12 protein-coding genes are annotated in these 13,826 nt (G+C 71.3%); 8 read left to right on the forward strand and 4 right to left on the reverse strand.

Annotated elements, in window-relative coordinates; translation table 11 throughout:
- The first annotated feature begins 26 nt into the window (after positions 1-26).
- From LY41_RS10185 to LY41_RS10195, 3 genes are all read left to right on the forward strand, one after another.
- The gene (locus tag LY41_RS10185) at positions 27-1,028 is read left to right on the forward strand and encodes a glutathione S-transferase family protein (protein ID WP_253863622.1); all 1,002 of its coding nucleotides are present in this window, start codon (positions 27-29) and stop codon (positions 1,026-1,028) included.
- A gap of 22 nt (positions 1,029-1,050) precedes the next feature.
- Positions 1,051-2,694: a thiamine pyrophosphate-binding protein gene (locus LY41_RS10190; protein WP_308292225.1), complete on the forward strand. Its 1,644-nt coding sequence runs from the start codon at positions 1,051-1,053 to the stop codon at positions 2,692-2,694.
- Positions 2,695-2,782: 88 nt separating this feature from the next.
- The gene (locus LY41_RS10195) at positions 2,783-3,193 is read left to right on the forward strand and encodes a CoA-binding protein (RefSeq protein ID WP_253863623.1); all 411 of its coding nucleotides are present in this window, start codon (positions 2,783-2,785) and stop codon (positions 3,191-3,193) included.
- A 108-nt stretch (positions 3,194-3,301) separates the two neighbouring features.
- On the opposite strand, the gene LY41_RS10200 is transcribed toward LY41_RS10195, so the two are convergent.
- A complete protein-coding gene (locus LY41_RS10200) occupies positions 3,302-3,838 on the reverse strand; it encodes a MarR family winged helix-turn-helix transcriptional regulator (protein WP_253863624.1) in 537 nt (178 codons plus the stop codon).
- Between the two features lie 60 nt (positions 3,839-3,898).
- On the opposite strand from LY41_RS10200, the gene LY41_RS10205 reads away from it, so the two are divergent.
- The 3 genes from LY41_RS10205 to LY41_RS10215 all read left to right on the forward strand — a co-directional run bounded on the left by LY41_RS10205 (position 3,899) and on the right by LY41_RS10215 (position 7,523).
- Complete coding sequence (locus tag LY41_RS10205; protein ID WP_253863625.1) at positions 3,899-4,615, forward strand: SDR family NAD(P)-dependent oxidoreductase; 717 nt, start codon at positions 3,899-3,901, stop codon at positions 4,613-4,615.
- 220 nt (positions 4,616-4,835) lie between these two features.
- Positions 4,836-6,044: an MFS transporter gene (locus tag LY41_RS10210; protein WP_253863626.1), complete on the forward strand. Its 1,209-nt coding sequence runs from the start codon at positions 4,836-4,838 to the stop codon at positions 6,042-6,044.
- A gap of 93 nt (positions 6,045-6,137) precedes the next feature.
- On the forward strand, positions 6,138-7,523 hold the full coding sequence (locus LY41_RS10215; protein ID WP_253863627.1) for an FAD-binding oxidoreductase: 1,386 nt from the start codon (positions 6,138-6,140) through the stop codon (positions 7,521-7,523).
- A 7-nt stretch (positions 7,524-7,530) separates the two neighbouring features.
- On the opposite strand, the gene LY41_RS10220 is transcribed toward LY41_RS10215, so the two are convergent.
- The 3 genes from LY41_RS10220 to LY41_RS10230 all read right to left on the reverse strand — a co-directional run bounded on the left by LY41_RS10220 (position 7,531) and on the right by LY41_RS10230 (position 11,406).
- A complete protein-coding gene (locus LY41_RS10220) occupies positions 7,531-8,988 on the reverse strand; it encodes a cytochrome P450 (protein ID WP_253863628.1) in 1,458 nt (485 codons plus the stop codon).
- A gap of 111 nt (positions 8,989-9,099) precedes the next feature.
- Entirely contained in the window at positions 9,100-9,972 is an 873-nt protein-coding gene (locus LY41_RS10225) for an SDR family NAD(P)-dependent oxidoreductase (RefSeq protein WP_253863629.1), read from the reverse strand.
- Positions 9,973-10,089: 117 nt separating this feature from the next.
- Positions 10,090-11,406 (reverse strand): cytochrome P450, encoded by a 1,317-nt coding sequence (locus LY41_RS10230; protein ID WP_253863630.1) that lies wholly within the window; start codon positions 11,404-11,406, stop codon positions 10,090-10,092.
- A 241-nt stretch (positions 11,407-11,647) separates the two neighbouring features.
- On the opposite strand from LY41_RS10230, the gene LY41_RS10235 reads away from it, so the two are divergent.
- Both LY41_RS10235 and LY41_RS10240 read left to right on the forward strand, forming a co-directional pair.
- Complete coding sequence (locus LY41_RS10235) at positions 11,648-13,141, forward strand: sensor histidine kinase (protein ID WP_253863632.1); 1,494 nt, start codon at positions 11,648-11,650, stop codon at positions 13,139-13,141.
- Complete coding sequence (locus LY41_RS10240; RefSeq protein WP_253863633.1) at positions 13,138-13,815, forward strand: response regulator; 678 nt, start codon at positions 13,138-13,140, stop codon at positions 13,813-13,815. The genes LY41_RS10235 and LY41_RS10240 overlap by 4 nt, the downstream gene beginning before the upstream one ends.
- Positions 13,816-13,826: the final 11 nt, after the last annotated feature.

Consider the following 13,826-nt stretch of genomic DNA (forward strand, 5'->3'; position numbering starts at 1 on the left):
GCGGCGTATCGACTAGCGTCGGTGTCATGACCATCCCGACGGACCCGGAGACCGGCGAGTTCCACCGCGCCCCCAACGCCTTCGACGCTCGTATCACCGCCGACGGCCGTGACGGCTGGCCCGTCGAAGCGGGCCGCTACCGCCTGGTCGTCAGCCGCGCGTGCCCGTGGGCGAGCCGGGCGCTGGTCGTCCGCAGACTGCTGGGCCTTGAGGGAGTCCTGTCGCTGGCGGTCGCCGATCCGATCCAGGACTCCCGCAGCTGGCGATTCACCCTCGATCCGGGCGGACTCGACCCAGTACTCGGCATCGGATTCCTGTACGAGGCCTACGAGAGGGCCGCCCCGGCCTACGACGGCGGCATCAGCGTGCCCGCGATCGTCGACGTGCCGAGCGGCAGGCTCGTCACCAACGACTACCCGCGGATCACGCTCGACCTCGACACCGAGTGGACGGCGCTGCAACGCGACGGCGCGCCCGAGCTGTATCCGGAGGCACTGCGCGACGAGATCGACGCCGTCAACGCCGACGTGCACCGGGACGTCAACGCGGCCGTCTACGAAGCAGGCTTCGCCACGAAACCGGCCGCCTACGAGGACGCCTACGACCGGCTGTTCGCCCGGCTGGACGTGCTGTCGGACCGGCTCTCGCGGCAGCGCTATCTCGTCGGGGACACGATCACCGAGGCCGACATCCGCCTGTTCACCACGCTGGTGCGATTCGACGCCGTCTACCACGGTCACTTCAAGTGCAACCGCCACAAGCTCACCGAACTGCCGGTGCTGTGGGCCTACGCGCGGGACCTGTTCCAGACGCCCGGCTTCGGCGACACGGTCGATTTCGACCACATCAAGCGGCACTACTACGAGGTGCACGAGCAGGTGAATCCGACGGGCATCGTGCCGAAGGGTCCGGACCTGTCGGGGTGGACCACCGCGCACGGCAGGGAGGAACTGGGCGGACGGCCGTTCGGCAACGGTACGCCTCCGCCACCGCCGCCCCCGGAGGAGGCCGTCACCTCCCGGTCGTGAGGTCTACTCGTATCCTCGCGGCGTGGCGGCGACCGGAGGATGCACGGGAGGCAGGAGGCTCGCGGACGCACTGCGCGAGCTCGAGGTCGATCGCGCGTTCGGGCTGCCCGGCGTGCACAACCTGCCGGCGTGGAACGCGCTGTCGCAGCAGGGAGTCCGGCTGATCGGCGTGCGCCACGAACAGTCGGCCGGGTTCGCCGCCGACGGCTACGCCCGCGCCACCGGGCGGCTCGGCGTGGCGGTCGTGACGAGCGGTCCCGGAGCCGCGGGCACCCTCGCCGCGGTCGGCGAGGCGCACGCGTCGGCGTCGCCGGTGATCGTCATCGCCACCGATGTGCCCTCCACTCTGCGCACGCCCGGCGTGGTGCGCGGGGCGCTGCACGAGACGTCCGACCAGGCCGCGATGTTCGCCCCGGTGACGAAGGCGACGCTGACCGCCGACTCGCCGGACGACATCGCGCGCGTGGTCCGCAGGGCGGGCCGGATCGCGCGGCGACCGCAGAGCGGCCCGGTGTACGTCGGCATTCCCGCGGACTTCCTCACCGCCGAGGCCGCCGATCCGCTGCCCGCCGAGTCGACGGAGGTGATCCAGCGCGTCGACGTCGCCGATCTGCTGCAGGCACGCGAACTGCTGAGCACCGCGCGGCGCCCCGTGATCTGGGCAGGCGGCGGGGCGCTCCGTGCAGGCGCGGGCGAGGTGCTGGGGGAGCTGGCCGAATGCCTGGCGGCCCCGATCATCACCACGTACGCCGCGCGGGGGATCGTGCCGCCGGACCACCCGTGCCGGGCGTCGAATCCCGTGCACACACCCGAGGTCGGCGCGCTGTGGGACGAGGCGGACATCGTGCTCGCCGTCGGCACCGATTTCGACGGCATGATGACCCAGAACTGGCGGATGCCGAAGCCGCCGACACTGATCACCATCAATGTCGACCCCGCCGACGCGGCCAAGAACTACCCACCGGACCTGCAGCTGACCGGCGACGCCCGCGAGGTCACCGAGAACCTGGCGCTGGGCATGCCGCGGCGTGCGGGCCTGGCCGAACTGTCGCGCAGGCTCGACGACATCGAAACGCGCGTGCGCAGGCGCATCCGGAGGGAGGAACCGCAGGCTGCGGAGCTGCTGACCGCGCTGTCCGAAACGTTGCCCGACGACACGGTGCTGGTCTCGGACATGTGCGTCGCCGGCTACTGGATCGGCGGCTTCTACCGTGTCGCGGCCCCGCGCAAGCTGGCCTACCCGATGGGCTGGGGCACGCTCGGGTTCGGCTTTCCCGCGTCCCTCGGCGTCGCGGCCGCAGGCGGCGGCCGGGCGGTGTGCGTGACGGGCGACGGCGGATTCCTGTACGGCGTCGCCGAACTGGCAACGGCGATCCAGGAGAGCCTGCCCATCACGGTGGTCGTGGTCGACGACAGCGGGTACGGCATGCTCCGCTACGACCAGACGCGCGGCGGCCTCCCGCACGAGGGTGTCGATCTCGTGACGCCGGACTTCGTCGGGCTGGCGAAATCGTTCGGGGTCGATGCCGACCGGGTCGACGGATTCGGCCGCGCGTTCCGCAGGCGCCTCCGCGAGTTCACGCGCTCGGCGGAGCCCAACCTGCTGGTCGTGGCGGCCGAGCTCAGCCCGCCGCTGAACACCTCGCCCCGCTGGTACCGCCGCTGACCCGAGCCGCACCGCGGTGGGCGGCGTGGCGAGGCCCGGATGCGGCGAGGCCGGGCTGCGGTGCCCGCACGCCACGTACGCTGAGCACATGAGCGACGCTGCCACCGCTGAGCGGGTGTTGTCCGAGGCCACGACGATCGCCGTGGTGGGCCTGAGCAGGGACCCCGCGAAGTCCGCGCATTCGGTGCCCGCGGCGATGCAGTCCGCGGGGTTCCGGGTGATCCCCGTGCATCCGTCGGCCGACGTGCTGCTGGGCGAGCGGGTGTACCGCTCCCTGGCCGACGTCCCGGAGCCGGTGGACATCGTCGACGTGTTCCGCCCGTCCGGCGAGGCGGCCGAGGTCGCCCGTGGCGCCGCGGCGATCGGGGCGAAGTCGCTGTGGCTGCAGCAGGACATCGTGTCGGCCGAGGCGCGCGCCATTGCCGCCGAGGCGGAGATGGACTACGTCGAGGACCAGTGCATCGCCGTGGTCCGCGCTATCGCCGGCATCACCCGGTAGTCCGCGCCACCCGTCGCACGCCGCGCGTTCTGCGGGCTCCTGTCACGCGGCGCCCCTGTCACGCTGCGCCCCTGTCACACCGCGCCGCCTGTCATACCGCGCCGCCTGTCACGTCCCGGGGTCCGGCCCGCCGCTGCCGACGTGGTCGACCGGCACGTCCCCGGTGTGTGCCAGGCACAGCGTGTGGAGCAGGTCCGCGAGGGTGTCGCGATCGGACTCGTCGAGGACGGCCAGTAGCCGGTCCTCGTGGGCGAAGATCTCGCCCGCCGTGTCGTCGACGATCCGGCGCCCGGAGTCGGTGAGGTGCACGAGGACGCTGCGGTCCTCACCGGGTTCGCGGGACACCCAGCCTTGACGTTCCGCCCGGGTCAGCCGCTGGGAGATCGCGGCGGGTGTCACGCCGTCGAACTCGGCGAGCTGCCGCGTGGTCAGTGCGTACGGCGCTCCGCTCCGGCGCAGTGTGCCGAGCAGGTCCATCAGTGCGGGGTCGATGCCCTGCCGGCTCAGCAACTGTCGCCGTTCGATGCCGAACGCGTGGGCCAGGTGCCAGATCCGCGTCACGACCGCGATCGACGACGGGTCGAGGTCGGGCCGCTCCCGGCTCCACGCGGCCATGATCTGTGCCGCTCGATCCTGTTTGCTCACGGCCACGAGCTTACATTAAGGTCTTAACGTATCCCAACGTTTAGACCTAAAGGAGAGCTCGTGTACATCGTCACCGGAGGTGGAACCGGAATCGGCCGGGCCGTCGCGCTGTCACTGCAGAGCCGGGGCGAGGACGTCCTCGTCGCCGGGCGCCGACGCGCGCCGCTCGACGACGTCGCCGGTGACACCGGCGGCGCAGTGCGGACCGTGCGCTGCGACCTGTCGACACCGGACGGTGCCCGGACACTCGCCGCGGCGGTCGACACCGATGTCGACGGCCTCGTCCACTGCGCGGGCGGCAACCCGGCCATCGGCGGACCGGAGGCGTCGACGTTGGAGGCCGAAGCCGATCTGGTGCGGGAAACCCTCGACAGCAATGTCACGTCGGCGGCCCTGGCCGTCTCCGCGCTGTCCGGGCACCTGACCGCTGGTGCTTCGATCGTGCTCTTCGGCTCGATCGCCGCGGAACACGGCGTGGGCTACTACGGGCCGGCCAAGGCCGCGGTCGCCTCCTACGCGCTCGGGCTGGCCGCGTCGCTGGGGCCGCGCGGTGTCCGGGTCAACTGCATCTCACCCGGCTACATCGCCGAGACCGAGTTCTTCGCCGGGACCATGACCCCCGAACGGGAAGCGGAGCTGCGTGCCGGCACCACACTCGGCAGGACCGGAGTTCCCGACGACGTCGTGGGCCTCACCGAGTTCCTGCTCTCCTCGCGCGCGCAGCACATCACCGGCCAGAACCTCCACCTCGACGGCGGTGCCCACCCGACGCGGTAGCCGGTTGTAAAAGGCCTGTCGCGCCCGGCAGGCCGCCGGTATCGTGTGAGGCATGTCTCCACCGTGACACTCTGCGAGCCAAAGCGCTGCGAACCAAAGCGCTGCGAACCAAAGCGCTGCGAACCAAAGCGCTGCGAACCAAAGCGCTGCGAAACGACACGCTGCGGACCGCCGCGGCGATCCCGTCGCACGGCTGTCCCGGCGCGCCTGCGCCTGGGCGGTGCTCGCGGACGCGGTGCCGCTGTATCCGCTCTACGCGCTGTTGTTCCGCGCCCACGGCCTGTCCGACGCGGAGATCTCCGCGCTGCTGGCCGTCTGGTCGCTGACCAGCGTCGTCGCCGAGGTGCCCACCGGCGCGCTCGCCGATCGCTTCTCGCGCACCGGCTCCATGGCCGCGGGCGGCGTGGCCCAGGCGCTGGCCTACGTGCTGTGGACGGCGCTTCCCGGGTTCCCCGCGTTCGCGGCCGGTTTCGTGCTGTGGGGCATCGGCGGCACACTCGTCTCCGGTGCCGTCGAGGCGTGGCTCTACGACAGCCTCGTCGACCTGGGCGAACCCGAGCGGTTCCGCCGGATCTACGGCCGGCTCGACGCGTGTGAACTGCTGGCGCAGGTTCCCGCCGCCGTCGGGGCGACCGTGCTGCTGCCCCTCGGCGGGTTCGAACTGGTCGGCTGGGTCAGCGTCGCCACCTGCCTCGGCGCGGCCGTGCTGGCCGCCCGCCTCCCCGAATCCTCCCGTGGCGGCACCGAAGCCGATTCGGCAGGCGAACCCGATGCGGCGGGCGAACCCGATGCGGCGGCCGGTGGATCCGACGAGGCCGGTTCGCCCGCCTCAGTTGTCTCCGGCGAACCGGCGGAGAGCGGGTATGTCGCCACTCTGCGGTCCGGCATCGCCACCGCGGTCCGCACACCCGGTGTGCGGACCGCGGTGATCGCCGTGGCCCTGCTGACGTCGTTCGACAACATCGAGGAGTACTTCGGTCTGCTCGCCGAGGACTGGCACGTCCCGCCGAACTGGGTTCCCCTGGCCATCCTCGGCATCCCACTCTCCGGTGCCGCGGGAGCTCTGCTCGCAGGCCGGGTCCGCGACACCTGGGTCACGCCGCTGCTGCTGACCGGCGTCGCACTGTTGGCCCTCGCTCACCTGTGGGCCCGGCCTGCGGGGCTCGCCCTCGTCGCGGGGTTCTACGCGCTGTACCGCGCGGTGCTCGTCGTGGCCGAGTCGCGGTTGCAGGACCGCATCGCGGCCGGCGCGCGGGCGACGGTCACGTCCATCGCGGGTGTCGGCACCGAATTGGCAGGCCTGGTGCTGTTCGCCGCGTGGGCGATCGGGGGTCTGCCCGCGGCGCTGGTGCTGGCCACGGTGATCGCGCTGGCCGTGACGCCCGGGATGCGCTCGCGGAACCCCAGTCGGCCTCGGGCCGTCCGATGACGCGGTACCCGTGAAGGGATGCGGTGATGACTCCGATGACTCCGATGTCACCGATCGGCCCCGGGCGGCGCGTGTCGCACTATCGTGGGGATCATGCTGCTCGGGAACCTGCGCCGTGACCTGCCAGCCGACCGGCTCGTGGACGACCCCGACGTCGTCGCCGGTTACGTCCACGACGAGGCCGAATGGGCGCCGCGCGGCAAACCGGACGTTGTCGTGCGGCCGCGCAGCGCCGAAGAGGTCCAGACCGTCGTCCGCGCTTGCCTGGCGCACGGAACTCCGCTGGTCACGCGGGGTGCGGGCACGGGACTGTCCGGTGGGGCGAACGCCGTCGACGGGTGCGTGCTGCTGTCGACCGAGTTGATGACGGCGGTGCGGGAGATCGACGAGTCCGAGCGCCTCGCCGTCGTCGAGCCGGGCGTCGTCAACGACGATCTGCGCGCGGCGTGCGCCGACCGCGGCCTGTGGTATCCGCCGGACCCCGCCAGCTCCTCGTGGTCGACCATCGGCGGCAACGTCGCCACCAACGCGGGCGGGCTCTGCTGCGTCAAGTACGGCGTGACCCGCGACTACGTCCTCGGGATGCAGGTCGTCACCGGAACCGGGGAGCTGGTGCGGCTCGGCAGGCGCACCGCGAAGGGCGTCGCCGGGTACGACCTCGCCGGTTTGATGGTCGGCTCGGAGGGCACGCTCGGTGTCGTCACCGAGGTGACGGTGAAGCTGCGGCCGCTGCGCGATCCGGAGCACACCGTGGCCGGGTACTTCTCGTCGATCATCGACGCGGGACGCGCCGTCGCCGCGGTCGCCGATGCGGGCATCACGCCGTCCGCGCTGGAACTGGTCGACCGGCACTGCCTCGCCGCCGTCGACGCGTGGAAGAACATGGGGCTGTCGGTCGAGGCCGACATCGTGTTGCTCGGCCGGACGGACGCGCCGGGCCCGGCGGGGGAACAGGAGGCGGACCGCATGCTGGCCTGCTTCGAGCAGGGCGGTGCCACGTGGGCGGCGCGGTCGACGGATCAGGAGGAGGCCGACGCGCTGTTCGCGGCCCGCCGCCTGGCCTACCCGGCGCTGGAACGGCTCGGTCCGCTGCTCACCGAGGACGTGTGCGTGCCGAAGGTGGCCGTGCCGGAGATGCTGGCCCGGATCGAGGCGGCCGCGACGCGGCACGACACCCGTATCGCCAACATCGCGCACGCGGGCGACGGCAACCTGCATCCGCTGCTGAGCACACCTCCCGGGGACGACGCGGCCCGGGAGCGAGCACAGGAGGCGTTCCACGACATCATCCGCGACGCCCTCGAACTCGGCGGCACCGTCACCGGTGAACACGGCGTCGGGCTGCTGAAGAAGGACGGTCTCGGCTCGGAGCTGGACGGTGAGGTCGTCGCCATGCACCGGGCGGTCAAGACCGCGCTCGACCCGCACGGGATCCTCAACCCCGGCAAGGTCATCCCGGACCGGCCGGGGCCCCGCTGACGGCCCGTCAGCGGCGGTGCAGGTGCATCGGCAAACCGTCGGCGGGCACCGGCAGCGAGGTGTTGTCCCAACGCGGGTGCACCCCGTCCGGCACCGACCACGTGTAGGTGCGCAACATCTCGTGGAGAATCGCCTTCACTTCGAGCGTGCCGAAGTGCAGTCCGATGCACTTGTGCACCCCGCCGCCGAACGGGATCCACGCGAACCGGTGCCCGGCGTCCTCTCGGCGGGACTCGGAGAAGCGGTCCGGGTCGAACCGGTCCGGGTCGGTCCAGATGCCGGAGTCGAAGTGGTTCACGCCCGGCGCCGCGACGACAGCGGTCCCGGCGGGGACGTGGTGGCCCGCGATCTCGGTGGGCTTCACGGTCATCCGCATCAGTGTCGGCACCGGCGCCACGAGCCGCAGCGACTCCTTGATGATCAGATCCAGTGTGGTGAGGCTTTCCAGCGCGTGGATGTCGGGGACGTCGTCGCCGAGCGCGAGGGACTCCTCGCGGGCGCGCTGCTGCCACTCCGGATGTTTGCCGAGGTAGTGCGCCGCGGCGCTGGTGGTGATCGTCGAGGTGTCGTGCGCGGCCATCATCAGGAAGATCATGTGGTTGACGACGTCGTCGTCGCTGAACCGTTCGCCGTCGTCGGCGGCCGCTTGGCAGAGTCCGGCGAACAGGTCCGAGCCGCCGGATTCCCGCGCCGCGGGCAGATGCCTGCGAAAGTAGTGTTCCAGGGTCCTGCGGCCCTGTACACCCGCGCGGAACCGGGTGCCCGGCAGCGGGTACCGCACGATCGACGTCGCCGCGCGCACGGCTGCGACGAAGGCCCGGTTGATCTCGTCGAGGTTCTCGTCGCCGCCGCGGCCGCCCATGAAGACCTGCGTCGCCACGTCGAGCGTCAGTTGCTTGAGCAGCCAATAGATGCGCACCGGACGGTCGGCGGTCCACTGTGGAACTCTCGCCCGCACCGACGGACCCAGCTGGTCGACGTAGCCGGTCAACCGGTCACGCGTGAAAGCGGACTGCATGATCCGGCGGTGCATGCGGTGCTCGTCGAAGTCGAGGAGCATCAGTCCGCGGTGGAAGAAATCGTCGATCAGCTGGGTCCAGCCCTCCTGGGAGAAGGCCTTGTCCTTGTTGACGAGAACCTGCTGGGTGGCATCGGGCCCGCCGACGGTCACCACTTCGGGGCCGACCGAGCCCATCCACGACACCGGACCGAACCGTTCGTAGCGGTCCCGCAGGAACTCGTTGCCGAACCTGATGTAGCTGAGCGTGTGGCCGACGAGCGGTGGACCGTGGTCCCCGCGGACCGGTTTCAGGTCGCTGTCGGCCGGTGGCGGTGCCAGGGAGCCGACCCGGCCGCGGGTCGCGCGCAGCCAGGCGTCGTCGACCGCTTTCGGCGCGGGTGCGGCGAGCACGGACGAGAGCCGCTCGCGTGCCGCCCGGTTCGTGCGTTCCAGTAGTGAAACCATGTGAACGTCCCGTCGAAGAGGGGATTCCGTGGCCGCCGCTCCCGCGGCGTCCACAATGGATGAACTGTGATGGAGGTGTGATCGCGCGATGGGTGCGCGGTCGTGGCCGGGTCAGTGGCCCGCGTCCCGCGCCGCGCCGACCGCGCGGGTCTCGTACTCCTTGCGGGCGGTGTGATCGGCGGCGCCGAGCACGCGATGGGCGCCACTGGCGCGCAACAGGGCGTCGGAGACCCGCCGCGGCAGCAGTGCGCCGAGGACGTTGGCCACCACCAGATCGCGCGGCACGTAGACGTCGAACCGCGGCTTGCGGATCGTCGCCAGGATGGCGGCCGCGACCTCCTCCGGTGTCACCGAACGGATCGCGCGCGACTCGCCGAGACCGGCCGCCAGTTCGGTACGCACGACCGAGGGCATGACGACCGATATGTCGACACCCGTGCGGTGCAGTTCCGCGCGTACGGCGCCGGAGAAGCCGACGACGCCGTGTTTCGTGGCGCAGTAGGTCGCCGCGCCCTCGAAGCCGACCTTGCCCGCCTCGGACGCGAGGTTGATGATGTGGCCACGACCGCGTGCCCGCATCCGCCGCACGGCCTCGCGGCTGCCGTGGATCACCGCGTGCAGGTTGATCGCCAGCTGTTTCGCGGTGACCTCGTCGGGTTCGTCGTCGATGCGGCCGAGTGGCATGATCCCGGCGTTGTTGATCACCACGTCGGCCGGTCCGAGGGTGTCTTCCGCGGCGTCGAGGAACCGGGTGTACGCGGCGGGGTCGGTGACGTCGACCCGCCAGCAGTGTACCCGGGGGTGCTCACGCAGCCGTTCCGGCAGTGCAGCCGGTTCCAGGTCCGCGACCGCGACCGTGGCGCCGGTCTCGGCCAGTGCCGTCGCCGCCGCCGCACCGATGCCGCGCGCGCCGCCGGTGATCGTGACGACCGTGCCCGCGATGGTCCGTTCCCGGCGGCCGAATCGTCCGCGTTCCTGCCCCATCGGCGCCTCCTCGCGCTGACCGCTGATGCCGCACCTGATCTTGGGCGACGAGGGTCAGCATCCAACTGACAACTATGCATGTCAATATCGACCGAACGGGTGGCGCGCGGTGGAACCTCAGGTCAGCCGGGCAGGCAGCTTCTCGTAGCCGCGCAGGATGCGAGTGGGGCGGTGTGCGGCACCGGGACGCAGTGACAGGTCCGGGAAGCGGTCGAACAGCGCGCGAAGGCCGATCTCGCCCTCCATCCGGGCCAGCGCCGCGCCGAGGCAGTAGTGCCTGCCGGAGGAGAACGCGATGTGCTCACGAGCGTTCGGCCGGGTCACGTCGAACGTGTGCGGGTCGTCGAAGACGCCGGGATCCCGGTTGGCACCCGCCAGTAGTGTCGTCACGAGCGACCCGGCGCGCACCGGCTTGCCTGCGATCTCGGTGTCGCGCACGGTCGTCCGCCCGGTCAGCAGTACGGGTGGGTCGAACCGCAGGACCTCGTCGACCGTGCCCGCCCACAGCGACGGATCCTGCCGCACCTTGTCGAGCTGCTCGGGGTGTTCCCGCAGTAGCGCGATGCCGTTGCCGAGCAGGTTGACGGTCGTCTCGAACCCGGCCGCCAGCACGAGCCCTGCCGTTGCGCGGAGTTCCTTGTCGTTGAGGCCGACGCCGTCCTCACGGGCCGCAACGAGCTTGCTCAGCAGGTTGTCGCCGGGGTTCTCCTTCAGCGCGGCGAGGTGGTCGCCGAGCCAGGCGTCGAACTCGCCCAGCGCGCGGTCGGTGTCGCGGAACTGCCGCCACGGCATGCCCAGGTCGAGGCTCGGTGCGGCTGCGGTGCCGAGGGTGAGGACCTTGTGCCGTTCGTGATCGGGGACCCCGAGGATCTCGGCGATCACGGTCACCGGCAGCAGGCTGCAGTAGGCCTGGACCAGGTCGACCTCCTCGCCTGCGCGCGCCCGCTGTTCGAGCGCGTCGAGCAGGTCGGCGGCGATCTCCTCGGTGCGAGTGCGCAGGTTCTCCACGGCGCGGGCGGTGAACACCCGGGTGACGAGCTTGCGGTAGCGCGTGTGCTCCGGCGGCTCGGTGGCCAGCAGTGAGGGCGGTTCCACCGGGTGCAGATGATTCGAGACCGACCACGTGCCCAGCCTGCCGAGCACGCCGTCGGCGTTGTCGACGCCGGCGCGCACGTCCTGCGAGGTCAGCACGTCGCGGACGACGGAGTGGTGCGAGACGAGGTAGGAGTATTTCCCGCGGATGATCGGCCCGCGAGCGTGGATCTCGTCGAAGAGCCCGGTCAGGTCCAGGGTCGGCGTCTCGGCGGATTCGGTGAACAGCCTCGCCTGCAGATCTCCTGTGTCTGCGGCGCGGCGGAGTGCGGCGCGGGGCATCGCATGGGTCACGCCCCAGCGCACGGCCATTTTCGCGAGGGACACCGTTGAACCTCCCATTGTCTACTGTCGAGTAGGTGCTGGTCCAGTCTGCCCCCCGACCGGCTCCGCGCGAAAGAGAAGACCCGGGCACATCGCGCAGGCGGGCACTGGCTGCTGAACGCCGGCCGGATCTGGACGCTCGTCGTCGTGATCGACACCGTGTGGTCACTGGGTCGCGCGGCGTTCACCCGGCGGAGTCGTTGACGCGCAGGACTCGCAGGCGTCGGAGGTCCGCAGGGAGCGGGATACGGTACCGGGCATGACATCCGGTACCGGCTTCGGCGTCGTGCGCCGCACAGCGGCGTGGAGCGAGTGGCGCAGACCTCGCCCGGACCCCGCGATCCAGCGTTCGGACGTGGTGATCACGGCCGGGGTGTTCGCCGGCATGGTGATCGCCGTGCTGGCGGTCAACGGCATGGGCGCCCAGGCCTTCGGGACCGCGCCGTCGCTGGGGGAACAGCTGGTATGGGGCACGGCGCTGTCGCTTCCGCTCGTGGCGAGGCGGCGGTTCCCCGTCGTGGTGCTGCTGTTCGTCGGGGCGGTGTTCATCGCTGCGCAGGCGCGCCAGATCGGTGACAACACCGTGCCGTCGGTGTGCGTGTTCCTCGCGAGCTACAGCGTGGGCGCGTGGGAGCGCAACCGCAGACTCGCTCGCTGGTCGCGGCTCGCGGTGATCATCGCGATGTTCCTGTGGCTGGTCGCCTCGTTCGTCGGGGCGATGGCCGAGAACCTCCCCGATTTCCCCGGTGCACGAGGGCCGTTCGATCCGGTCGTCGCCTCGGTGGTCTACACCCTGCTGTTCAACGGCGTGTTCTTCGCCGCCGCGTACTTCTTCGGGAACATGGCCTGGGAGACGGCGCGCCGCAGGGCCGAGCTGGAGCAACGCAACGAACAGCTGCGCCGGTCGCAGGAGGAGAACCTCCGCGGTGCGCTCGTCGCCGAACGGGTCCGGATCGCGCGGGACCTGCACGACGTCGTGGCGCACAGCGTGTCGGTGATGGGGGTGCAGGCGGGTGCCGCACGCCGCATGCTCGACCGCGACCCCGCGCTGGCAGGCGAGGCGCTGCAGACGGTGGAGGAGACCGCCCGGTCGGCGATCGGTGAACTGCGCGGACTGCTGGGCGTCCTGCGGGCGGATCCGGAGCCCGGCGGTGCCGCGGGCGACGGGGAGGCCAGTGCGGTGGGCGGTGCGAACGTCGCCGCTGCCGACGGTGCCACTACCGACGCCGCCACTGCGGGAGACGCGGCCACTGCGGGAGACGCGGCCGGTGGCGCCGGCGGCGGCACCACGGCCGTGGTGAGCGGCGATGGCGGACCGGGCGAGCGCGCCGCATCCCCGGGATTGAACGACATCCCCGAACTCGTATCCGGAATGGACGCGACCGGCGTCGAGGCTCACCACGGGGTGTACGGCGAGGAACGGGCGGTCCCGGACGCGCTGGCGCTGTCGGCCTACCGCGTCGTGCAGGAGGCGCTGACCAACGTGGCCAAACACTCCGGGGCCGAACAGGTCGACGTACGGGTGCGGTATCTGGCGAGCGCGCTCGAGGTCGAGGTCGTCGACGACGGATACGGTCGGTCCTCGGTGGCCGGCAGCGGTCTCGGCCAGGTCGGGATGCGGGAGCGGGTGGCCGTGCACGGCGGCGAGCTCGAAGTGGGACCGCGCAACGGCGGGCGGGGATACCGCGTATGGGCGAGCATGCCGCTCGGTCCCCGGCCGGGAGGCCGCAACACACAGGAGGAGGCCGGGTGACCGAGTCGTTGCGTGTCGTGCTGGTGGACGACCAGGATCTGGTGCGGGCCGGGTTCCGGGTCATCCTCGGAGCCGAGCCGGATGTGACGGTCGTCGGTGAGGCGGGTGACGGCCTGGAGGCCGTCCGCCTGGTCGGGGACGTGTGTCCCGACGTGGTGCTGATGGACGTGCAGATGCCCGGTGTCGACGGGCTCGAGGCGACCCGCCGGATCCTGAACCGGCAGGCGGCCGCGGCCGGCTCGACGAAGGTCGTCATCCTCACGACCTTCGACCGGGAGGACTATCTCTTCGAGGCGCTGCAGGCGGGAGCGAGCGGATTCCTGCTGAAGAACGCGTCGCCGGAGGACCTCGTCGAATCGGTGCGGATCGTCGCGCGCGGGGACGCACTGCTGTCGCCCGAGGTCACCCGGCGGGTCATCGCGCGGTTCAGCGGACCTTCCGCACCGCCGGTCCCTGCGATCAGACCCGACGTGCTGACCGAACGTGAGTACGAGGTGCTGGTCATGCTGGCGCGCGGTGCCTCCAACGGGGAGATCTCCGAACGGTTCGTGGTCAGCGAGGCGACGGTGAAGACGCACGTGTCGCGCGTGCTGACGAAACTCGACCTGCGCGACCGGACCCACGCCGTGGTGTTCGCCTACGAGAACGGGATCGTCGCCCCCGGCACGGCGTGAGCGCCGGCACC

The organism is Prauserella halophila (genome assembly GCF_024171895.1).
GTDB classification, from domain to species: Bacteria; Actinomycetota; Actinomycetes; order Mycobacteriales; family Pseudonocardiaceae; genus Prauserella; species Prauserella halophila.